This is a genomic window from Pseudoalteromonas sp. A601 (assembly GCF_002165575.1).
Classification (GTDB): Bacteria; Pseudomonadota; Gammaproteobacteria; order Enterobacterales; family Alteromonadaceae; genus Pseudoalteromonas.
On sequence record NZ_MXQF01000042.1, the window covers coordinates 1 to 21,601 of the forward strand.

Sequence of the window (21,601 nt, forward strand, 5' to 3'; positions counted from 1 at the left end):
CCGTCTCAGTGGGGTCGCATTATAGGGAGATACGATTTTTACGCAAGCGTTTTTTAAATTTATTTGTAATTAATTAGCATTTGGTATGATTTTCAAACGAACAGTGTAAAAACACAGCTAAACTATCCATAAAGTAACTTCTATAACCTAGTTAACTGTATCTTTGGCTAAGATTCATACTATGGAAACTTAAATTATTACTTTGAAACGCACACCTGCACTTGAATATGCACAAAAACAAATATACACTTTATTGCATATTCTATATAAGGCGTTATTTATGAGTAATCAAACTTCTACTAATAAGCGTTCGGTTTTATTCCTTTGTACTGGTAACTCTGCTCGCTCACAAATGGCTGAGGCGTTACTTCGCCACAAAGCGGGCGATCTATTTGATACTTACAGTGCTGGTACGTCACCAGAAATGATTGACCCTCGTACCTTAGATGCGCTTGAAAAGTTTGGTTTGACTATAGATGACCTTAAATCTAAAAGTGTCGATGAGTTCTCAGGCCAAGAGTTTGATTTTGTAATTACCCTTTGTGACAAGGCAAACCAAGAATGCCGTAACTTCCCTGGCGCTAAAACACAATTAGCTTGGGACTTTCCAGACCCTAAAGAGCGATGCTGTAATAACCCTTTCGCTACCACATTAAGTGAATTAAATAATCGCTTGTCGATGTTCTTACTTTTAGAAGGCAAAGATCAACCAAATGGTAAGGCAGCATCAAGCCTACGTATTGATAAACAAATCTCTGAACTTGATAAACTTACTATTGATCCTATTTCCTTTTACAAGTGCTTAACTGATGATATACGCCTAAAAACACTGATGCTTACTAATTATCACGGTGAACTATGTGTATGTGAATTGATGGAAGCGCTACAAGAAGATAGCCAACCAAAAGTGTCGCGTAACTTAGCTGTATTAAAACGAGCGGGAATTATCACAGATAGAAAGCATGGCCAATGGGTGTTCTATAAAATCAATCCCGACCTACCTATATGGATAAAAAAAGTGATCAGTGAAACAACTGAAAACAATCTCACACTAATTGCAAATAATCTAAATAACCTCGCTAATATGCATAACCGCCCAAGCAAAACTGACTTTTGCCGCTAAGTATAGGAGATTAAAATGGGAATTTTTGAACGTTACTTATCACTTTGGGTTGGTTTGGCCATTATTACAGGCGTGCTACTTGGTCAATGGCATCCTGATGTATTTCAAATAATTGCTGATTTTGAAATAGCTCACGTAAATATTGCCGTTGCTGTTTTTATTTGGGTGATGATCTTTCCGATGATGGCACAAATTGATTTCTCATCAATTAAAGATGTCGGTAAAAACCCTAAAGGGCTAATACTGACACTAATAATAAACTGGTTAATCAAACCTTTTACTATGGCCGCTTTAGGCTGGTTATTCTTTAACTTTATATTTGCTGACTTAGTTGATGCGCAATCCGCACAAGAGTATATAGCTGGCATGATTTTACTCGGAGTGGCTCCTTGTACAGCAATGGTATTTGTATGGTCACAATTAACCAAAGGTGATGCCAACTACACGTTAATTCAAGTTTCTGTGAATGATGTAATTATGATTTTTGCATTTGCACCTATATCTGCTTTGTTGTTAGGTGTCAGTGATATTCAAGTGCCATGGGAGACACTACTTATATCTGTGATGTTATATGTATTACTGCCATTAACTGCGGGTGTGCTTGCCCGTAAGACTTTAAATAAAGGTAAAGATGAGCAAGCACTTGAACAATTTTTAGCCAAGTTAAAACCTTGGTCTATGGTTGGGTTAATAGCAACGGTGGTTTTACTATTTGGTTTTCAAGCGAATACAATTCTGGCAGAGCCGCAAACAATAGTATTAATTGCTATTCCACTGATCATTCAAACCTACGGCATTTTTGTTATTGCGTATGCTGCGGCTATTTGGATGAAGCTGCCGCAAAAAATAGCAGCGCCTTCATGCTTAATTGGCACCTCAAACTTTTTTGAACTCGCTGTCGCTGTGGCTATTTCATTATTTGGCTTACATTCTGGTGCAGCATTAGCAACGGTTGTTGGTGTATTAGTAGAAGTACCCGTGATGTTATCGCTAGTTGTCATTATAAATCGCACCCAACATTGGTTTAAATAAAAGGAATAACAGATGCAACGTCACCCATATGACACATTAATTTTAGACAATGGCGCAAAGCTTATTTTTACACCTTGCCCTGGCAGTAAAGAAGCATCGCTTGAAGAGTCAGTTATCACATTGCAACAAGCTGGTACGAATATAATACTCACCTTGATGCACGATGAAGAGCTTGCAAAAAACAATGCCGATCAACTGCCAATATTGTGCAAGCTGCACAATATAACTTGGTTGCAGCTGCCAATTTTAGATGATGCAGCGCCAGCACAGGAATTTGCAACACAATGGCAAGAACATAAAAGCACCATTGTTAACGCAGTAAAAAACCAAGCCACTATCGCCGTACACTGTAAAGGTGGTTCAGGTAGAACGGGCTTAGTAATAGCCCTTATTTTATTAGCGCATGGCATGCCTACTGACGAGATAATTAAACAAGTCCAAAACATTAGGCCAAATGCGTTAAAAAATACACACCAACTAAATTATTTTAACTCGCAGTTATAATCAGTATTAAGGAATAAACAATGACTATTAAAGTAGGTATAAATGGTTTTGGCCGGATGGGTCGATTATCAATGCGCGCAGCATTTGATTGGGATGATATAGAAATCGTACATATTAACGATCCTGCTGGTAACGCTGAAACATTTGCACATTTAATGACGTTTGATTCAGTGCACGGTAAATGGCACCACGAAGCAAGCCATACTGACGATACTATTATCATAAATGGTAAAACCATAGCTTTTACGCAAAACACAAAAACCCAAGACACGGATTGGTCAGACTGTGATGTAGTAATTGAAGCTTCGGGTAAAATTAAAACCAAAGCCTTATTACAAGCCTACCTTGATCAAGGTGTAAAGCGCGTTGTTGTAACAGCCCCAGTAAAAGAAGACGGTATTTTAAATATTGTAATGGGTGTGAACGACTACCTTTATAACAAAGAAACTTACCCAATAGTTACCGCGGCATCGTGTACAACTAATTGTTTAGCGCCTGTGGTTAAAGTTATTCATGAAAAAATTGGTATCAAACATGGTTCAATAACCACAATTCACGACATTACCAATACCCAAACAATTATTGATGCGCCGCATAAAGATTTACGCCGTGCGCGCTCATGTGGCACGAGTTTAATTCCAACAACAACAGGTTCAGCAACGGCCATTACACATATATTCCCTGAATTAAAAGGTAAATTAAACGGCCATGCTATTCGTGTCCCACTAACGAATGCATCAATCACAGATTGTGTATTTGAGCTTGAACGTGGCACTTCTATTGATGAAGTAAACGCTTTACTTAAAGATGCCGCAGCTGGTGAGCTAAAAGACATCATGGGTTATGAAGAACGCCCGCTTGTCTCTATCGATTATAAAACCGACCCTCGCTCAAGCATTATAGATGCACTATCAACTATGGTGATCAACGACACACAAGTGAAACTCTACGTGTGGTACGACAATGAGTGGGGTTATGCAAATCGTACAGCAGAGCTGGTACGTAAAGTTGGCCTAGCCGATAAGGAATAATTGACCGTGGATCGATTAAAAGCACTTCCGCCACAAATAAAACAATACCTAGTAATTACCGGTAATTATTGGGCGTTTACCCTTACTGATGGCGCACTACGCATGCTTGTAGTGTTGTATTTCCACCAGCTTGGTTACAGTCCACTCAGCATAGCGATGCTGTTTTTGTTTTATGAAATTTTTGGGGTAATCACTAATTTAGTAGGCGGATGGCTTGGCGCTCGATTCGGTCTTAATAAAACCATGAACATTGGCTTGGGCTTACAAATAGTTTCTTTAGCCATGCTCATGGTACCTGTTGACGCACTCACTGTTATTTATGTTATGGCAGCACAGGCGTTATCTGGAGTAGCAAAAGATCTCAATAAAATGAGTGCAAAGAGTGCAATTAAACTCCTTGTACCAAAAGGTGCGCAAGGCCAGCTATATAAATGGGTGGCTATTTTAACCGGCTCTAAAAATGCACTTAAAGGGGTTGGCTTCTTTTTAGGTGGTTTGTTGCTTACCTTATTAGAGTTCCACGGTGCAATTCTTAGTATGATTTGCATGCTCAGCTCCGTCTGGCTATTTAGTATCTTTGCTTTAAAAGAAGACTTAGGCAAAGCTAAAAGTAAAGCCAAATTTAGTGAGCTGTTCTCCAAAAGCAAAGCCATTAATGTGCTCTCCGCTGCACGGATGTTTTTATTTGGTGCTAGAGATGTCTGGTTTGTAGTTGCCTTACCTGTGTTTTTAGCCGCAACCTTTGGTTGGGATCACTGGTGGGTTGGTGGCTTTATGGCAAGCTGGGTGATTGGCTATGGCATAGTGCAATCTTTTGCCCCCTCTTTTACCGGTAGAAAGTCAGGGCAAGTCCCAAGTGGCCGCAGCGCATTTTTGTGGGCCAGCTATCTAACAGCAATACCTGCACTTATTGCCCTAGCTCTACATTTTGATTTTTATATACAGGCATCCATTATTATCGGCTTACTAATATTTGGTGCAGTCTTTGCCATTAATTCATCATTACATAGTTATTTAATTGTCAGCCTTGCCGACAGTAATGGCGTGTCTCTGGATGTAGGTTTTTATTACATGGCCAACGCCATGGGCCGATTAATAGGCACAGTACTTTCGGGCTGGGTGTATCAGCAATATGGACTTGAAGCCTGTTTATGGATCTCAAGCGTATTTATCGCCTTAGCTGCCCTGCTGTCACTGGCATTGCCACAACAAGCCGAAGTAACGGCACAATAATTCAATCCATTCCTGCATGGTGTTGACTATGCAGGGCTTTGCATTTTCTAAATAAAACAACTAACACCTTACTAAATTCCCCGAATATGGAACGATTAATGCATTATTTTTGACATTAAAAAACACGTCAATTTATAGTCGCACGGGACGCTCAATGAATCTAACCAATATACCTTCATCATTAATTACTGATCCAAACATGTTAAAGCAAAGCCAAGCAGGAACACAACCCGTGGACCAAGCTGAAGATAACTCATCAGTTGCGGCAAAAGATACCGATGAAAACACCGCGCAAAATGATACGAATACTGATGAAACGGCACAAACCACTCAGCAACAAATGATTACAAACATAAAAACACTACAAGAAAAAATACGTGCACTTGAAGCAGACACCAGCCTAACAAAAGCAGATCAACAAACACAAATTGGCGAATTACAGCAAGAGTTAGATGAGGAATTGGTTGCTATACAATTAAGCGTTAAAAAGAATGTATCAACGCTAATGGGGAGTTTATTTTCGTCATCAGGAAACACCAGTTCAGGCTTGTTGTTCAATCACAGTGCTTAATACACAAAAAAGGCGAAAGTTACCTTTCGCCTTGTCACCGTTGAGCTTAAAAATTAATAGTTGATATTAACTTTTTGTTGCTTCATCTGCTTTTTTATCGCCACGCTTACCTTTTTTATGGCCTTTATCTTTCATTTTTTTAGCAAAACGTTTTTTCATTTTACTATACTTTTCACGTTGTTCAGCATTCAAGATTTGCCAAACTGTATGTTCCATTTTAAGTTTTTGCATAGCAAATTTTTCGGCTTTGGCTTCGCGTGAGTCAATCAGCTCTTGCGCTGCATTTTCATCAAATGTTGACTTAGCTAATAACACGTCCATTTTTGCTTTAAATGCTTCACGCTCAGCTTTACGAGTTTCTTTATCAGCGCGCATCGCTTTCATTTGCTCTTTTTGAGCATCAAAGGCCGCTTTTAGCTCAGTTTGCTGTGCTTGCGTTAAATCTAGTTTGTCAGCACCACGCTCAGAAAGTAAGAAACGTGCTTCATGCATGCCTTTACCATGATGCATACCACCTTTTGCCATAGCAACACCTGTACCAAGTGTTGCTGTTGCTAATCCACAGATTAATACTAGTTTAGTTAGTTTACGTGTGATCATAATCATTACCTCTTGGTTGGGAATATTATTCACTTTGGCTGCTGCCTTAGCGAGTAAGTGAACTATAACAACTGCAATGCAAAGCAACGCAAATAAGTGTAAAGGTTATGTAAAGATTACCATTTATACACTTTACTGGGTAAAATGTAGTTATTGCAGCATAGCGAGGTTGGCTAAATGAAATTATTAATGATTGATGATGATACAGGGTTATGCGAACTCCTGAGCGAGTACCTAACAGCGCAAGGCTACACCGTTGAGTGTGTTCATGACGGAGATCAAGGACTAAAAAAAGCACTTGAGTACGACTACGCGCTTATTTTACTTGATGTCATGCTACCTAAACTTGATGGCTTTGAAGTTCTCAAACAGTTAAGACAAAAAAAGTTAACCCCAGTGATAATGCTTACTGCAAAAGGCGAAGATTTCGATCGCATTTTTGGTCTTGAGCTCGGTGCTGATGATTATATTCCTAAGCCTTTTAATCATCGGGAATTACTCGCTCGAGTAAAAGCGATTACCCGTCGCATTGAACATATCGCAAGCTTGAGCAACACAAGCTCTAATAAGCTAACCGTTAATAATATTATTATTAACCTTGCAGCACGCGAAGCTTATGTTGACAACAACGAGCTCAGCCTAACTGGCACAGAGTATGAAGTACTGGCTTTATTAGTAAAAAATGCTGGCGAAGTAGTAAGTAAAGAACAAATTAGTGAAGAAGTGCTGGGCAGACGCTTAGCCTCTTTTGATCGTTCAATCGATATGCATGTCAGCAATATTCGTAAAAAAATTGCAGAGTATAATAGCTCTGAACGCATTAAAACTATGCGAGGGACAGGCTATGTCTTCATCCGCGGAGAGTAAGAACACCCGCTTGGCTTGGTTAAAGCACCCTAAAGACTTTTTATTTTTTAAAATCTTTGTCTGGTTTTGGCTAACCGTTATCGGCACGATCACCGCTTTGATCTTTTTAAGTAACATTGCTACGAATCAAGTAAGCACCGAAGAGTTGCGTGGCCCAATGAAAAAAAATCTTGAGTACACAGCCAAAAGTATTGAACGCAGTGCCATAAAACACAAAAAAACGGCAGCTGAAATATTAAATCATCCTCGACTAGCCAAGCGCAAATTACTCTATTTAAACTCTGATCAAGCAGAAAACTCATTAACCAGTCGCCTACCTGCTGATGATGTGGATTTAAACATACTCAATTTTACTAAGACTATGTCGCCGCAAGTGATCTTCACAGAAAGCTATCAAGCGTTTGGTCCCGTTATGGTAAACCTACCGGAGGGGACGTTCTACCTTTACGAAATCGATGAAAGCCACCCAGCACCGTTTTTAATACGCTTAAAGCTAATGCCAATTTGGCTAAAGACCACAATTGCCTTGCTCGCTTCACTGACCCTGAGCTTTATTTTTAGCCGTAACTTAATCGCCCCCATAAACCACTTAAAGCAAGCAGCAATAAAGCTCTCAAAAGGAGACTTAACTGCTCGCGCAATTATAAATGAAAATAGACGGGATGAGCTAGGGATTTTAGGCAGAGACTTTAACAGTATGGCCAGCCAAATTGAACAATTAGTTACAGCGCAAAAGCGTCTGTTAGCTGATATTTCTCATGAATTACGCTCCCCTCTCACACGCTTAAAAATGGCAACGGGCCTTGCGCAAATGCAAGCATCTGATACAAACCAAACATATTTAGAGCGGATAGAAAAAGAGGCAAATCAACTTGATAAAATGATTGCCGACGTACTGCAAGTTTCGCGATTAGAAGCCAAAAGCCAAACTTTGTCATTACATAAACAATCAATGCAAGTTATTATTAATCATGTACTTAACGACGCCCAGTTTGAAGCTAAGCAATGCAATAAAACTTTACTGGTTGAAGGTGAGCTTAACCTAGATATTTATTGTGATGAAAGCCTTATCGCCAGCGCCCTGGAAAATGTATTACGTAATGCTATTAAATACGCTGAGCATACCATCACCATAAAGTTAGCATTAACACAGACCATTAACATTGAAATAAATGATGATGGCCCAGGTGTCGAACCTGCTAATTTAACCCGATTATGCGAGCCTTTCTTTAGGCAATCAGATGCCAGAGATAGAACAAGCGGTGGCACTGGCCTAGGCTTAGCAATTGCTAAAAACGCTATTACGGCGCACTCAGGTAGCTTAACCCTGCATAATCAGAAACAGAGCGGTCTTAGCGTTAAAATTGTTTTACCCATTAAGAAGCAACAATAACTATGTTTTATAGCTCAGAGCAAAGCCTGCTAGAACAGCAACAAGACATTGCAGATTTTTTTACCCAGCAGGTAACTAAACAGCACTTAGCAACAGCCAATGGTGATTTATATTATGGCTTTGCGATACCAGAGCACGCACATACCGCAGTGGTTATTAGCTCAGGTCGTATCGAAGGGCTCGATAAATACCAAGAGCTACTGTGGGAATTATATAAAAATAACTATGCCGTGTTTATTGTGGATCATCAAGGTCAGGGACGCTCCTACCGTGCTTTAGCAAATCCTCATAAAGGCTTTGTAAAGCAATTTTCTGACTATGCTCAAGATCTCGATTTATTTGATAGCCAAATAGTTAAACAATTTTGGCAGGGTAAAAAAATCATGCTTGCCCATTCGATGGGCGGGGCAATTGCATTTGATTATCTAGCTCGGTTTGAAAATAACTACAGTGGCGTATTTTTATCAGCGCCAATGTTTGATATTTACACCAAAGGCACACCAAAACCCCTTGCCAAATTAGCGGCTAAAATTGCCTGTTTATTAGGTCTAAATACGCTGTATGCGTTTGGCCAAGGGGATTATAAGCCTGAAGAGTTTGCGATAAATAGCCTAACAAGCAGCGAGATTCGCTATCAACTTTTTCGTAAAACATACCATAAAGAACCGAGTCTTCAGTTAGGTGGTGTCACCTATGGCTGGCTTAATGCCGCTTTTACGTTTATTACAAGCATAGAGCAGTTAACGCTCCCCGTGCCTATGTTTATTGCCAGTGCCCAATTGGATACCGTGGTGGATAACCAAGCTCAACATATCATTACCCATAAGCAAAAAACGGCTATTTTAGAAACGTTTAGTAATGCAAAACATGAATTACTGTTTGAACAAGACAAAATTCGCAAGGCCGTGCTAACACGCTTTTATGAGTTTTGCGACTCACTAACTTGAGTTTGGCTCAGTGATAGTGGATCTTGATGGATCAAAATATCCATCTCACAGTCAAATTGTGCTTTGATCATAGCCACTACCTCGTCTGCCACGTAGTGCGCTCTAATTAGCGGTAAAGTATCTTCAAGCTCCAAATGCATTTGAATAAACTTTACTTTACCCCCTTGGCGAGTTCGTACATCATGGACACCAAATACGTCACCATGACTGTTTGCAATCTCAACTATCTGGCTTTTTTCTTCGTCTGGTAATTCTTTATCCATTAAATGATCGGCACTTTGGCGGGCTATGTCCCAACTGTTATAGAGTAAGTAACCCGCTACACCAATTGCGAATAATGGATCGGCGTACTGCATCCCATTTTGCGCTAATAAAATAGCCACCAGCACAGCAGCATTTAAAATAATATCGCCCTTATAGTGTACGGAGTCGGCTTTAATCGCTATTGAATCGGTATGATTGACAACTTTTGTTTGAACAAACACCACTACGAGGGTACAAGCAATCGCAAAAATACTCACCCATACTCCTAACATTGAATGACTTAGCACTACAGGATTAAATAACCGCTCAACACCATGAAACGCCAACAAACAACCAGATCCGGCAATAAATGCTGCTTGACCAAGCCCTGCTAGCGCTTCTGCTTTGCCATGGCCAAAACGGTGATCATCATCAGCAGGCCTAAGGGCATAGCCTAATACCAAAAAGCTCATCGCAGATGCCGTTATATCCATTAATGAATCTGTCAGCGAGCCAAGCATAGATGCAGAGCCCGACGCCAACCATGCCCAGCATTTAGCTGCTATCATCAGGCTAACCATAACCATAGTGACCGCACTGGCGGTTTTCACCCAAAATTCATAACTGCGATGATGCACTTTTTTACCTATACGTAAGCAACTCTTATGAACAGAGTATATCATTTTTTTAAAATGTTTAGTGTATACTCATAAGAGTAAAAAATTAGCTTATAATAAGGCACCTTCATGCTAGACATCGTTTTATACCAACCTGAAATTCCGCCAAATACCGGGAATATTATCCGTTTGTGCGCAAATACCGGATACTCACTTCATCTTATAGAGCCCTTAGGCTTTGAGTGGGACGATAAACGAGTAAAAAGAGCTGGCCTTGATTATCACGAGTTTAGTAACGTACAGCGCCATGCTTCATTTGAAGCCTACCTTGAAAAATGCCAACCCAAAAAAGTATATGCATGCACCACTAAAGGCAGCCAATTTCATCATCAAGCCAGCTATGAAGCCGGCGATTGCCTAGTCTTTGGCCCTGAAACTCGCGGCTTACCAGATGAACTCATACAATCGTTACCCGGTGAACAGCGTGTGCGTATTCCGATGCAAGCCAACAGCCGTAGTATGAATTTATCTAATGCCGTTGCCGTATTTGTATATGAATCATGGCGTCAATTGGGCTTCCCTAACGCGCAATAAACTAACTTACGCTTAAAACTTAGCGTCTGTGCATGGCGCTAATGTATTATTTTAACTGCAACGGTAGCACTTTAATTAATTTCATATTCTCTTATTCGCTATAACGCATTTCCTAAACTAATATCAGGGTTGTTCTTTTTCATTTACTGATGGTATTTAATGCGCTCACTTTTGTTGATTAGTTGCTTATGTTCTGTACTTTTTAGTGCCTCTTTGATGGCCAGCACTGGCGTTTTTAAAAACAATACTATTTTTAGCGCTTCTGTAAATACCTCTGTATATCAAAAGGATTCCGTGCTCAATTTATTTAACAGGTCAATTGCAAGTTCAACTCAAGCGGTAACCAAAAATCAACTAACCTCTCCTTCAACTACAAATAACTTCAACTCAGGTTTCATGCTCTCACCTCTAATTAAATATTTACTAATTGCTCTGGCTTTCCTCGTTATCATTTTATTAATTGTTTATAGATTAAAAAGCAATGCTAAACAGGATTTAGTGACTGCATTAATGACCCAATCAAAAGACGCTATTTGGATAGCAGACGAAAACTTTAAGATCACCGTAGTAAACCTGGCATTTACAACGATCAGTGGCTATAAACTCGAAGATGTCATTGCAAAAAAACCTAAAGTATTCACCCAGCAAGGGCGAGACAAAAAACTAGAAAACCTGATTTACGATGAACTTGAAACAGATGGCTATTGGTCTGGTGAGATTTGGAACCTACGTAAGGATGGTCAGCCTTATGCACTTGATTTATCAATTACCAAGGTAACCACATCTCACTTACGTAAAAACAAAACGCATTACATAGGTTTATTTTCAGATGTGACTGCACGTAAAAATAATGAACGAGCCATGCTCAAACTGACTACTAAGGATTCTATTACGGGTCTATCTAATAGAGCTATATTTATAGAGTCGGTAAATAAAGCGATAGAAAGCTGCAATAATAAATACCCAAGCTTAATGATTCTGTTTATTGATCTAGATAACTTTAACAAGATAAATGATTCACTGGGACACTGTATTGGTGATGAACTACTCAAAGAAGTTGGCAGACGGCTAACAACCAATTTAGACTCTGGCTATACCATAGCCCGCCTAGGTGGCGATGAGTTTGCGGTGCTAATACCACCTTACCTTTACTCTGATAAAACAATATTTTATGCAAAAAAACAAGCTGACAAGATATTAAAGCAGTTTCAGCTTCCTTTTATGCTTAACGGTATTGAAAGTTATATTTCAGCATGTTGTGGTATTGCTGCTTACCCTGAAAATGGCTACACCAGCGAAGCAATTATGCGTAGCGCTAACAGTGCACTCAACCACGCAAAAAAAATGGGCCACAATAATTATCAATTTTTTGACGAAGCTAAACATACCATTGACCCAAATGAGTTAAGCAAAGAAAGTGCGCTTTTCCATGCTATTACTAACAACGACTTTGAATTATTTTATCAAGCTAAGTTTAATGCTGAAAAAAATCAGCTCCACGGTTTTGAGGCTTTAGTGCGTTGGCCACAAGCTGACGGTACTGTAATCAGCCCTGTCGAGTTTATCCCTTTGGCAGAACAAAACGGTGCAATCATTCCTCTCACTGCCTTATTGATGAAGCAACTATTTAAACAGTTAGAAGCTTGGCGCTCAGAGAGTATTGATTTTGGTAAAGTTGCGATAAATATATCAGCATTGCATTTTCAACAAACCAGTTTAGTTGAAACACTCACTGAATGTTTAGCGACATTTGATGTACCCGCTCGTTGTATAGAACTTGAGATAACCGAAAGCGCGATGATGGACAACCCTGAATTTGCACAACAGCAAATGAATCGCATTAAAGCGTTAGGCTTTACTATTGCGCTTGATGATTTTGGCACTGGACATTCTTCTTTGGGCTACCTTAAACGCTTTTCGATTGATACCTTAAAAATAGACCGATCCTTTATTCAAGACATCACCGAAAGTGAACAAGATAGAAACATCACCGCAACGATTATCCGTTTAGCAAAATACTTGCATATTGATGTAGTTGCAGAAGGGGTAGAGACTAAATCACAAGCTTATATGTTAAATGTCATGGGTTGCAGTATCATGCAAGGATATTACTATAGCCGCCCGCTTCGCGCTGAAAAAGTACCATCATTCATCACAAAACATAGCCTAATAAAAACCACGAACTCTATACATAACTAACAAAAAAGCGCAGTGCAAAACACTACGCTTTATTATAAATCATTAAAACGCGCTATTCTGACTTTTGCTCACGGCCTAACAATGCCATAGCAGCTTCTTTCACGTCTTTATTTTCATATAGAACTTGATATATTTGCTCTGTAATAGGCATCTCAATACCCGCACGTTGAGCAAGCAAATACACTTCTTTGGTATTGCGATAGCCTTCAACAACCTGACCTATCGACTCAATAGCAGCCTCAACGCCTTCACCTTGACCAAGAGCTAAACCAAAGCGACGGTTTCGTGACTGGTTATCAGTACAGGTTAGTATTAAATCACCAAGGCCAGCCATACCCATAAAGGTTTCTGACTTAGCTCCCAATGCGCAACCTAAACGACATAACTCAGCTAACCCGCGGGTGATCAATGCTGTGCGCGCATTAGCACCAAAACCAAAGCCATCTGACATGCCAGCGCCAATAGCGATAACATTTTTAACCGCACCACCGAGTTGAATACCAATAAAGTCATCATTGTTATACACCCTAAATGAACGGCCGCAATGTAATAAATCAGCTAACTGTTTAGCAAATGTAGTCGATGTAGACGACACTGAAATAGCTGTTGGTAAACCAATGGCCATTTCTTTTGCAAAAGTCGGCCCTGATACCACAGCTAACGGCACATCATCACCCAACTCTTGCTGTGCAACTTCTTGTAATAAACGCCCAGTATTTGGTTCAAGCCCTTTTGTTGCCCAAGCAACTTGTGCACCTTCACGTAGTGATGGCTTAATTTGACGTAACGTATCGCCAAATGCGTGACTGGGTACGACTACCAATATAATTTGGCTATCGTTAACTGCGGTATGTAAATCTGCTTCAAGAAGTAAAGTGTCAGGGAAAGTGACATCGGGTAAGTAACGTTGATTTTTCCGCTCAGCTGCAAGCGTGGCAACGTCATCGCTACTGCGGCCCCAAAGCGTCACATGGTGACCATTTCGGGCTAAACAAATAGCAAGGGCGGTGCCATAAGACCCCGCCCCTAATACAGTAACAGCTGAATTTGCTGTACTCATAAATTATGCGTCTGCTGTTGCCTGATCAGTTTGCGCTGCACGTTGCTGCATGTATTGAGCAAACAATGCATCAAAGTTTACTGGCGCAAGGTTAAGTTGTGGGAATGTACCACGATTAACTAGGTTAGAAACTGCTTCACGTGCGTATGGGAATAACACATTAGGGCAAAAAGCACCTAGCATGTGTGCAAGTTGAACTTCTTCAACTTCAGCGATAGTAAAGATACCCGCTTGTTGAATTTCACATAAAAACGCAGTTTCTTCGCCAATCGACGCAGTCACAGTTAGCGCTAAAACAACTTCAAATACACCTTCGTCTAATTTATTAGAACGAGTATCAAGATCAAGTTTAACTTCTGGCGTCCATTCTTTTTGGAAGATAGCCGGTGAATTTGGCGTTTCGAAAGATACATCTTTAGTGTAAATACGTTGAATAGTAAATTGTGCGCCAGCGTCTTGTGCTGCTACGTTTTGGTTTTCTTCGTTCATTGTAATTCCTAACTTTAATCGTTTTTATAATAAATTCGTTAACTGGCTTTTAAGCGTTTAGCTTAGCATCAAGTTTACCTTGTGCTTCAATTGCCATCATGTCGTCACAACCGCCGATATGCTCATCATTAATAAAGATTTGCGGTACTGTGCTCGCACCACCTGCTTTTGCAATCATTTCGTCACGCAGTTCAGGCTGTACACCAATATCAATATTTTTAAATTGCACACCTTTGCTTTCAAGCAGTGCCAAGGCACGCTGACAAAAAGGGCAATACGCTTTGGTGTATAGAACAACATTACTCATAAAAAATCCTCTATCGGCTGGCTTAATCTTGTTAGCGGCCGGTTGTCGTAGGTAGGCCAGCACTTTGCCAAGCGCCCATACCACCAGATAAAATATAAACTGACTCAAAACCCGCTTTATGCATTGCTGTTGCAATACCTGAAGCCGTCATGCCCGTTGTACATACTAATATAATGGGTTTGCTCTTAGACTTTTCAAGGCTAGAGAAGTCAGATTGTTTCGCTTTTTCTGGGTTAAGGTGTTCAGCCCCTGCGATACGGCCATTGTTAAATTCTTTTTGTGCACGTATATCAACAACTAAGCCATCTTCACGATTGATTAATAGCGTTAATTGTTGCGGGTTTATTTGGCGAATTGCTGAAAATTTACTTTTAAACCAACCACCGACAATTAGCGCAACTAACGCTACCCAAGCCAAACTTAAAATCGGATGATTACCGATAAATTCAATATATTGATCCATGCGTCTTCCACTATGAAAATTGTCCCGCGCGTTGAGCGCTGGGGTTAAAACATCGGGGCTAGCCCCTAGCCACGCAAGTATACGTGCTTGATGAAAAATTACCAGAGAGTGAAATATATTAATATCGCGCTTTTTGAATGCTGATCCACAAGCAAAAACACGGTATGCTAACAATCCAACAGGTGGTAATTTTCAGGAGCTAAAATGACACAGCATAAAAAACCTCTCGTATTAATGATTTTGGATGGGTGGGGATACCGCGAAGACGAGCAAAGTAATGCCGTCTTAGCAGCTAACACGCCCGTATTAGATGAGCTTTGGGCAACACGTCCTCACACATTAATTTCAGGCTCTGGTTTAGATGTTGGTCTTCCTGATGGTCAAATGGGTAACTCAGAAGTAGGCCATGTTAACTTAGGTGCAGGGCGTATTGTCTATCAAGACTTCACTCGCATTACTAAATCAATTGATGATGGCGAATTTGAGCACAACCCAACCCTGGTTGAAAATATAGATAAAGCCGTTAACGCAGATAAAGCCGTTCACCTAATGGGGCTATTAAGCCCAGGCGGTGTACACAGCCACGAAGATCACATTGTTGCCGCAATTGAAATGGCCGCTAAACGTGGTGCAAAAGAAGTGTACTTTCATGCCTTTTTAGATGGCCGTGATACACCACCACGCAGTGCCCAGGCATCAATTGAACGTATTGAAGCATTATTTAATGAGCTTAACTGCGGCCGCTTAGCCTCAATTGTTGGTCGCTATTATGCAATGGACCGTGACAACCGCTGGAACCGTGTAGAACAAGCATATGACTTAATGGTCAGCGGCATCGCGCAACATACCTATACTAATGGTGTTGACGCATTAACAGCAGCCTATGAACGCGACGAAAACGATGAATTCGTAGCCGCCACAGCAATTGCCGCTGATGGCCAACCTGCTGCTCAAATCAATGACGGCGATACCGTGATCTTTTTAAACTTTAGAGCTGACCGTGCCCGCGAGATGACTCGCGCATTTGTTGATGCTGACTTTGACGGCTTTGCCAAAAAGAAAGCCCCTCAATTAAGTGGCTTTGTCATGTTAACTGAATACGCCGCTGATATAGATGCCCCTGCAGCCTTTGCTCCTGAGCCATTAGTTAATGTACTTGGCGAATGGTTTGAAAAACACAACAAAACGCAGCTGCGCATTTCTGAAACAGAAAAATACGCACACGTGACTTTCTTCTTCAGTGGTGGCCGTGAAGATGAATTTGAAGGCGAAACCCGCGAGCTAATCCCATCGCCTCAAGTTGCAACCTACGATTTACAGCCTGAGATGAACTCTGAAATGCTCACCGACAAACTTGTGGCAGCAATTAAGAGTGGACAATACGACGCCATTATTTGTAACTATCCAAATGGTGATATGGTTGGTCACTCTGGTGTATTTGAAGCTGCGGTAAAAGCATGTGAAGCCGTTGATCATTGTATTGGTCGCGTTGTGGCTGCTTTAGAAGAGTTTGGCGGAGAAGCACTGATCACTGCCGATCATGGTAATGCAGAGCAAATGGCTAACCCTTCTACCGGACAAGCACATACAGCGCATACCAGCGAGCCTGTACCCTTTATTTACGTTGGCCGCGATGCGACTCCAACCGATGGCAAAGCGCTTAGTGATGTAGCACCCACCATGTTACACCTGATGGGCATGGAACAGCCTAGCGAAATGACTGGCACACCTATCATGACATTGAAATAAATCATGATAAAAAGTATTAACCAGTTAATTGGTAGTCTGTTAATGCTTACTTCATTCGTTATTGCTCCGGCAATAGCGAATGAAGACCGTACTAAAAAAGACCTATCACAGATACAAAGCGCATTAAAGCAAAGTGAAGCTGAGCTCGCAGCCCAACGTAAAGATATCGCCAAGCTGCAAAAAACCTTACAGCAGCATGAGCTAAGTATTGCTAAAAATGCAAAAGCGCTCAATATCGCCAAGCAATCAATTAAAGACACTGAAAAACAACAAGCGCAACAGCAGCAACAAGCAAACACATTACTGCAACAGCAAAAACAGCGACAACAAGCACTGGCGGCACAATTAAAAAGTGCCTATATGTCAGGTGGGCACGACTACTCGAAAATGCTACTTAACCAACAAGACACCGCCCAAGTTGAGCGCACATTAAGTTATTACAATTACTTAAATAAAGCCCGCATAGAACAAATTGAAGAACTAAAAACCCTGCTAGTAGAAATAGAAGCCGTACAGCTCGAACTTGAAAAAACCAAACAACATTTACTGGCTTTACATCAAGAACAAACAACCCGACACCAAGCATTAGTTGATGCACAAAAGCAGCGTAAAACCAATATTAAGCAACTAAAAGCAAAATTAAGCTCAACCGAAAACTCTATTAATTATTTAAAAGAAAACGAAAAAACACTGGTAACCACATTACAAGAGCTTGAAAAAGAAAAAACTCAAAAAGTAGAGTTACTGGGCCTTAATACCAGTAAAGGAAAATTAAACTGGCCAACAAAAGGTAAACTTGCCCACAAATTTGGCCAGCGTAAACACGGCGGAATCGATTGGAAAGGCGTGTTAATTAGCGCCAATGAAGGCAGCCAAGTTAGTAGCGTCCATAACGGTCAAGTTGTTTACGCTGACTGGCTAAAAGGGTATGGCTGGGTCATTGTTGTTGATCACGGTGAAGGGTTTATGAGCCTTTATGGGCATACACAAACCTTGCTTAAAGATGTTGGCGACATGGTTCGTCAAGGCGATATTATTGCATTAGTAGGTCAAAGCGGCGGACAAGCAAATTCTGGTCTATACTTTGAAATACGCCATAAAGGACGCGCAGTAAATCCTGTTAAATGGTGCAGACGACTTTAATTGAATAAACGTAGCTGCACCCCATGGGGAGCAGCTGATGCCAACAACAAAAATGACCTCTTTTAACCTGCAGCATAACGTTATTAGCTGCAAACTGATTACTTACCTACTTTTGGTTAGTATTTTAATATGCCTGAGCTTTAGCAGCTTAGCCGTCACCTCGATTAGCGATCTTAAAAGCCAGCAAAAGCACGAAATTCTTTATAATATACATGCCTATTACGTTGAAGATTTGCCACTGCAAAGCAGCTTTGATGATCAGCAACAATTCGAAACCTTACTAAAAAACCTCGACCCTTATTCAAAGTTTTTAGATGAAAGCGAACTCAATGCTCTTTTTAATAGCACCAATGGTCGTTACACCGGCTTAGGCATTGAAGTGCAAGAGCTAGATGAACATATCATTATTATCAATGCACTAAAAAACTCACCGGCATACCATGCTGGCATTCAAAAAAATGATATTTTATTGGCCATAAACAACCGCCCGGTTACCAATAAAAAAATCAGCCAAGTGGCAAATATGATCCAACAAAGTGAATCAACCACAATTCATTTGAGTATTCAAAGAGACAACTCAAAAGCGCCACTGGACTTTGCAGTAACCCGCAAAGAGATAAACCTCGAAAGTGTAACCAGTTCACTTTATGATTTTGGTATTGGCTATATGGCTATTGATAGCTTCACCAACCATACGTTACATGACGTTTCACGCCAATTAGCACAGTTAAAAAGTAATAATGGCGGAGTATTAACGGGGCTCGTTTTAGATTTACGCGACAACCCCGGCGGCACATTACAAAGCGCAGTTGCGGTGTCTGACTTATTTTTACAAAGCGGCACTATAGTCACTACTAAAGGTCGCTTTTATGATGCTAATCAGCATTTTGAAGCAAGCAAAGGAGACATACTAAACGGCTCTCCTATCGTTGTTTTGATTAATGAAAACTCAGCTTCTGCCGCCGAGATATTAGCCGCGGCCTTAAAAGATAATAACCGAGCAACATTAGTGGGTAACAAGTCGTTTGGTAAAGGTTCTGTGCAATCGCTCATTCCATTAGGTAATGGCGATACCGCATTAAAGCTCACCACTGCAAAGTATTTTTCGCCTTCAGGAAAATCCATAGATGGCGTAGGAGTTGCTCCTGATGTGGCGATTAATCAATCAGCTCTTTCACAAATAGATAAAGTCGCTATAATAAAAAATGAACAAGGAAAAGGTGATCAACCATGGCTTGGCAGCAGCCCAACTGATCAACAGTTACTTAAAGCAAAACAATTACTGTCTATGAAGTGACCTTTGCTAGGGTCAGTTGACCTTTGCTAATAACAGATAATAAAAATTATAAATGTGAAAAAACTAATTTGGCTATTAATAGCTATTTGCTCCTTGCCCGCATTGGTACAAGCAAAGCAAATAGCGATTGTGATTGATGATATTGGTAATCATCAGCGCGATTTAGAAACGTTAAACCTTCCTGGTAAAATTTCGTATTCGATTTTGCCCCATACCCCCTTTTCGCAAATTTTTGCCAAACTTGCCAGTCGTTCCAACAAAGAGTTACTACTTCATGTGCCAATGCAAGCCCTAGATAACAGCAAAGCCCTAGGGCCTGGTGCACTGACAAGTGATATGGATAAAGAGCAACTACAACATACTCTTTATAGTGCACTGGCGAGCCTCCCCGAAGTTAAAGGGGTCAATAACCATATGGGCTCAGCGTTAACACAAAAAAGCCAACCCATGAAATGGACCATGGAAGTACTCAAGCAACGTGGCCTATATTTTTTAGACAGCCGCACCACCAATTTGAGCCAAGCGCAAAACGTAGCAAATTTATATGGGGTAGAAAATGTAGGTCGCCATGTATTTTTAGACAACATCATCAACGAACAACAACTGCAATTTAGGTTTGATGAACTAAAACACAAAGCCCAGCGCTATAATTTCGCCATTGCCATCGCACACCCCTACCCTGAAACCATCGAGTTTTTATCGCGTAAACTCCCCGAGCTGGAACAACAAGGCTTTGAACTCGTGCCGCTATCGCAGCTAGTAGAGCGAAAATATATACAACTCGCACAGGCCGAGTCTAAAGGGCTGAGTGCGAGGTAAGCTTTAAAGTTACAAGGGGAAAGGAACTAGGTTCTAAATGTCTTGCTTTTTGTGGGAACAGGCCTTAACCGTGATTGTTTGGATTTGGATATGTGTTTAGCTAATCGGCGCTAAAGCGCTCTCCTACGATGGTAAAAGGTGCTAGGTGCTAGGTTCTAGGTTCTAGGGGGAGTGACTGGGTACTAGGTGTATTCATAGCCAGAAGCCCATTGCACGAAACCCGTGGCTTTTCTTTGTAGGAACAGGCTTTAGCCGTGATGGGGCTTGAGTTATGTGTTAAAGCCAATCGGCGCTAAAGCGCACTCCTACGATAATAAGCCCGCGCAGCTAGTAGCCCGAATCCCGCAGCTCGTAACCAAATCCCGTAACCCCCGCCCTGAGCATTTATTTGTTCTCATTCACTTTCAGTTTCAAACATAGTAAAATTTTACCAATTTCCTAATTATAATGAGCTTTTATAATGTCAATTCCGCACAGCCTTTTAAGCCAGCTAGTTAAACTTGCCCTTGATGAAGACCTTGATCACCAAAACGCAGAGCAAGGCGATATAACCGCAGCCTTAATTCCGCAAACACAACAAGCCAATGCAAAAGTAATTACCCGTGAAGACTGTGTATTTTGTGGCAAAGACATTATTTTAGAAGTATTCAACCAAGTAGATCCTAGCGTTTTAGTTAATGTGCTAGTAAATGATGGTGATAGCGTTAAAGCAAACGATACATTATTTACTGCAACGGGTTCTGCACGGGCTATTTTAACAGCAGAGCGTACAGCACTTAACTTTGTGCAAACTCTATCAGGCACAGCAACAACCACTGCGCATTATGTAAAAGAGCTAACAGGCACAACAACGCAATTACTCGATACCCGTAAAACAATTCCTGGTTTACGTGCATTACAAAAATACGCAGTAAAATGTGGTGGCGGGGCAAATCATCGTATTGGGTTGTTTGATGCGTTTTTAATAAAAGAAAACCACATAGCAGCCTGTGGTAGTATTGATAAAGCGGTTGCGCAAGCCAAGCTTAATCACCCAAGTAAACCGGTTGAAGTAGAAGTTGAATCACTTAATGAGCTAGATCAAGCCATCGTTGCCGGTGCGGATATTATAATGCTAGACAACTTTACTCCAGAGCAGATAAAACAGGCAGTCGAATTAACCGATAAGCGGGCAAAACTAGAGGTGTCGGGCAATATGACCATAGAAACACTTAAAACCTACTCACAAGCTGGGGTAGACTTTATTTCAAGCGGGGCGCTTACAAAAAATTTACAATCAATCGACTTATCAATGCGATTTGAGTAATTATTCTTAAAGTT

Annotated in this window: 22 protein-coding genes; 16 read left to right on the forward strand and 6 right to left on the reverse strand. The window is 40.7% G+C overall.

Going from position 1 to position 21,601, the window contains the following annotated elements:
- Nucleotides 1–280 precede the first annotated feature (280 nt).
- The 6 genes from B5G52_RS19900 to B5G52_RS19925 all read left to right on the forward strand — a co-directional run bounded on the left by B5G52_RS19900 (nucleotide 281) and on the right by B5G52_RS19925 (nucleotide 5,494).
- Nucleotides 281–1,123: a metalloregulator ArsR/SmtB family transcription factor gene (locus B5G52_RS19900; protein ID WP_087534372.1), complete on the forward strand. Its 843-nt coding sequence runs from the start codon at nucleotides 281–283 to the stop codon at nucleotides 1,121–1,123.
- 15 nt (nucleotides 1,124–1,138) lie between these two features.
- Entirely contained in the window at nucleotides 1,139–2,155 is a 1,017-nt protein-coding gene (gene arsB / locus B5G52_RS19905; RefSeq protein ID WP_087534373.1) for an ACR3 family arsenite efflux transporter, read from the forward strand.
- Nucleotides 2,156–2,167: 12 nt separating this feature from the next.
- Nucleotides 2,168–2,659: a dual specificity protein phosphatase family protein gene (locus B5G52_RS19910; protein WP_087534374.1), complete on the forward strand. Its 492-nt coding sequence runs from the start codon at nucleotides 2,168–2,170 to the stop codon at nucleotides 2,657–2,659.
- 20 nt (nucleotides 2,660–2,679) lie between these two features.
- Nucleotides 2,680–3,690, forward strand: coding sequence for an ArsJ-associated glyceraldehyde-3-phosphate dehydrogenase (locus B5G52_RS19915; protein ID WP_087534375.1), 1,011 nt, complete (start codon nucleotides 2,680–2,682; stop codon nucleotides 3,688–3,690).
- On the forward strand, nucleotides 3,691–4,923 hold the full coding sequence (gene arsJ, locus B5G52_RS19920; protein ID WP_217896196.1) for an organoarsenical effux MFS transporter ArsJ: 1,233 nt from the start codon (nucleotides 3,691–3,693) through the stop codon (nucleotides 4,921–4,923).
- Between the two features lie 154 nt (nucleotides 4,924–5,077).
- Nucleotides 5,078–5,494, forward strand: a complete 417-nt coding sequence (locus tag B5G52_RS19925; RefSeq protein WP_087534377.1) for a hypothetical protein — start codon at nucleotides 5,078–5,080, stop codon at nucleotides 5,492–5,494.
- A 66-nt stretch (nucleotides 5,495–5,560) separates the two neighbouring features.
- Here B5G52_RS19925 and B5G52_RS19930 read toward each other — a convergent pair whose 3' ends face one another.
- Nucleotides 5,561–6,094: a Spy/CpxP family protein refolding chaperone gene (locus B5G52_RS19930; RefSeq protein WP_087534378.1), complete on the reverse strand. Its 534-nt coding sequence runs from the start codon at nucleotides 6,092–6,094 to the stop codon at nucleotides 5,561–5,563.
- A 177-nt stretch (nucleotides 6,095–6,271) separates the two neighbouring features.
- On the opposite strand from B5G52_RS19930, the gene B5G52_RS19935 reads away from it, so the two are divergent.
- The 3 genes from B5G52_RS19935 to B5G52_RS19945 are packed head-to-tail and all read left to right on the forward strand — an operon-like array spanning nucleotide 6,272 to nucleotide 9,301.
- A complete protein-coding gene (locus B5G52_RS19935; protein WP_087534379.1) occupies nucleotides 6,272–6,961 on the forward strand; it encodes a response regulator transcription factor in 690 nt (229 codons plus the stop codon).
- A complete protein-coding gene (locus tag B5G52_RS19940; RefSeq protein ID WP_087534380.1) occupies nucleotides 6,939–8,354 on the forward strand; it encodes an ATP-binding protein in 1,416 nt (471 codons plus the stop codon). Before B5G52_RS19935 ends, B5G52_RS19940 begins: the two co-directional genes overlap by 23 nt.
- Nucleotides 8,355–8,356: 2 nt before the next feature.
- Nucleotides 8,357–9,301, forward strand: coding sequence for an alpha/beta fold hydrolase (locus tag B5G52_RS19945; protein WP_087534381.1), 945 nt, complete (start codon nucleotides 8,357–8,359; stop codon nucleotides 9,299–9,301).
- On the opposite strand, the gene B5G52_RS19950 is transcribed toward B5G52_RS19945, so the two are convergent.
- Nucleotides 9,274–10,182: a cation diffusion facilitator family transporter gene (locus tag B5G52_RS19950; protein ID WP_087534382.1), complete on the reverse strand. Its 909-nt coding sequence runs from the start codon at nucleotides 10,180–10,182 to the stop codon at nucleotides 9,274–9,276. The two genes, B5G52_RS19945 and B5G52_RS19950, sit on opposite strands and share 28 nt — an antisense overlap.
- A 108-nt stretch (nucleotides 10,183–10,290) precedes the next feature.
- On the opposite strand from B5G52_RS19950, the gene trmL reads away from it, so the two are divergent.
- Both trmL and B5G52_RS19960 read left to right on the forward strand, forming a co-directional pair.
- Complete coding sequence (trmL, locus tag B5G52_RS19955; RefSeq protein ID WP_087534383.1) at nucleotides 10,291–10,755, forward strand: tRNA (uridine(34)/cytosine(34)/5-carboxymethylaminomethyluridine(34)-2'-O)-methyltransferase TrmL; 465 nt, start codon at nucleotides 10,291–10,293, stop codon at nucleotides 10,753–10,755.
- Nucleotides 10,756–11,151: 396 nt separating this feature from the next.
- Nucleotides 11,152–12,954, forward strand: coding sequence for a bifunctional diguanylate cyclase/phosphodiesterase (locus B5G52_RS19960; RefSeq protein WP_254911253.1), 1,803 nt, complete (start codon nucleotides 11,152–11,154; stop codon nucleotides 12,952–12,954).
- Between the two features lie 52 nt (nucleotides 12,955–13,006).
- Here B5G52_RS19960 and gpsA read toward each other — a convergent pair whose 3' ends face one another.
- The 4 genes from gpsA to B5G52_RS19980 are packed head-to-tail and all read right to left on the reverse strand — an operon-like array spanning nucleotide 13,007 to nucleotide 15,273.
- Complete coding sequence (gene gpsA, locus B5G52_RS19965; RefSeq protein WP_087534385.1) at nucleotides 13,007–14,014, reverse strand: NAD(P)H-dependent glycerol-3-phosphate dehydrogenase; 1,008 nt, start codon at nucleotides 14,012–14,014, stop codon at nucleotides 13,007–13,009.
- 3 nt (nucleotides 14,015–14,017) lie between these two features.
- Nucleotides 14,018–14,503, reverse strand: coding sequence for a protein-export chaperone SecB (gene secB / locus B5G52_RS19970; protein ID WP_087534386.1), 486 nt, complete (start codon nucleotides 14,501–14,503; stop codon nucleotides 14,018–14,020).
- Nucleotides 14,504–14,552: 49 nt separating this feature from the next.
- Entirely contained in the window at nucleotides 14,553–14,810 is a 258-nt protein-coding gene (gene grxC, locus B5G52_RS19975) for a glutaredoxin 3 (RefSeq protein ID WP_087534387.1), read from the reverse strand.
- Nucleotides 14,811–14,841: 31 nt separating this feature from the next.
- Nucleotides 14,842–15,273, reverse strand: coding sequence for a rhodanese-like domain-containing protein (locus tag B5G52_RS19980; RefSeq protein ID WP_087534388.1), 432 nt, complete (start codon nucleotides 15,271–15,273; stop codon nucleotides 14,842–14,844).
- A 204-nt stretch (nucleotides 15,274–15,477) separates the two neighbouring features.
- Between B5G52_RS19980 and gpmM the strand changes: the two genes are divergently transcribed.
- The 5 genes from gpmM (at nucleotide 15,478) to nadC (ending at nucleotide 21,587) form a co-directional block, all read left to right on the forward strand.
- Nucleotides 15,478–17,022, forward strand: a complete 1,545-nt coding sequence (gene gpmM, locus B5G52_RS19985) for a 2,3-bisphosphoglycerate-independent phosphoglycerate mutase (RefSeq protein ID WP_087534389.1) — start codon at nucleotides 15,478–15,480, stop codon at nucleotides 17,020–17,022.
- Nucleotides 17,023–17,025: 3 nt separating this feature from the next.
- Entirely contained in the window at nucleotides 17,026–18,165 is a 1,140-nt protein-coding gene (locus tag B5G52_RS19990; RefSeq protein ID WP_087534390.1) for a murein hydrolase activator EnvC, read from the forward strand.
- A gap of 52 nt (nucleotides 18,166–18,217) precedes the next feature.
- A complete protein-coding gene (locus tag B5G52_RS19995; RefSeq protein WP_087534400.1) occupies nucleotides 18,218–19,462 on the forward strand; it encodes a S41 family peptidase in 1,245 nt (414 codons plus the stop codon).
- A gap of 54 nt (nucleotides 19,463–19,516) precedes the next feature.
- The gene (locus tag B5G52_RS20000) at nucleotides 19,517–20,281 is read left to right on the forward strand and encodes a divergent polysaccharide deacetylase family protein (protein WP_254911252.1); all 765 of its coding nucleotides are present in this window, start codon (nucleotides 19,517–19,519) and stop codon (nucleotides 20,279–20,281) included.
- Between the two features lie 460 nt (nucleotides 20,282–20,741).
- Nucleotides 20,742–21,587, forward strand: a complete 846-nt coding sequence (gene nadC, locus B5G52_RS20005) for a carboxylating nicotinate-nucleotide diphosphorylase (RefSeq protein WP_087534392.1) — start codon at nucleotides 20,742–20,744, stop codon at nucleotides 21,585–21,587.
- Nucleotides 21,588–21,601: the final 14 nt, after the last annotated feature.

Bases quoted from the DNA above. Each gene is read 5' to 3' on its own strand.
- B5G52_RS19900 (WP_087534372.1), top strand. From the start codon at position 281: ATGAGTAATCAAACTTCTACTAATAAGCGTTCGGTTTTATTCCTTTGT.
- arsB (WP_087534373.1), top strand. From the start codon at position 1,139: ATGGGAATTTTTGAACGTTACTTATCACTTTGGGTTGGTTTGGCCATT.
- B5G52_RS19910 (WP_087534374.1), top strand. From the start codon at position 2,168: ATGCAACGTCACCCATATGACACATTAATTTTAGACAATGGCGCAAAG.
- B5G52_RS19915 (WP_087534375.1), top strand. From the start codon at position 2,680: ATGACTATTAAAGTAGGTATAAATGGTTTTGGCCGGATGGGTCGATTA.
- B5G52_RS19925 (WP_087534377.1), top strand. From the start codon at position 5,078: ATGAATCTAACCAATATACCTTCATCATTAATTACTGATCCAAACATG.
- B5G52_RS19930 (WP_087534378.1), bottom strand. From the start codon at position 6,094: ATGATCACACGTAAACTAACTAAACTAGTATTAATCTGTGGATTAGCA.
- B5G52_RS19935 (WP_087534379.1), top strand. From the start codon at position 6,272: ATGAAATTATTAATGATTGATGATGATACAGGGTTATGCGAACTCCTG.
- B5G52_RS19940 (WP_087534380.1), top strand. From the start codon at position 6,939: ATGTCTTCATCCGCGGAGAGTAAGAACACCCGCTTGGCTTGGTTAAAG.
- B5G52_RS19945 (WP_087534381.1), top strand. From the start codon at position 8,357: ATGTTTTATAGCTCAGAGCAAAGCCTGCTAGAACAGCAACAAGACATT.
- trmL (WP_087534383.1), top strand. From the start codon at position 10,291: ATGCTAGACATCGTTTTATACCAACCTGAAATTCCGCCAAATACCGGG.
- B5G52_RS19960 (WP_254911253.1), top strand. From the start codon at position 11,152: ATGCTCTCACCTCTAATTAAATATTTACTAATTGCTCTGGCTTTCCTC.
- gpsA (WP_087534385.1), bottom strand. From the start codon at position 14,014: ATGAGTACAGCAAATTCAGCTGTTACTGTATTAGGGGCGGGGTCTTAT.
- secB (WP_087534386.1), bottom strand. From the start codon at position 14,503: ATGAACGAAGAAAACCAAAACGTAGCAGCACAAGACGCTGGCGCACAA.
- grxC (WP_087534387.1), bottom strand. From the start codon at position 14,810: ATGAGTAATGTTGTTCTATACACCAAAGCGTATTGCCCTTTTTGTCAG.
- B5G52_RS19980 (WP_087534388.1), bottom strand. From the start codon at position 15,273: ATGGATCAATATATTGAATTTATCGGTAATCATCCGATTTTAAGTTTG.
- gpmM (WP_087534389.1), top strand. From the start codon at position 15,478: ATGACACAGCATAAAAAACCTCTCGTATTAATGATTTTGGATGGGTGG.
- B5G52_RS19990 (WP_087534390.1), top strand. From the start codon at position 17,026: ATGATAAAAAGTATTAACCAGTTAATTGGTAGTCTGTTAATGCTTACT.
- B5G52_RS19995 (WP_087534400.1), top strand. From the start codon at position 18,218: ATGACCTCTTTTAACCTGCAGCATAACGTTATTAGCTGCAAACTGATT.
- nadC (WP_087534392.1), top strand. From the start codon at position 20,742: ATGTCAATTCCGCACAGCCTTTTAAGCCAGCTAGTTAAACTTGCCCTT.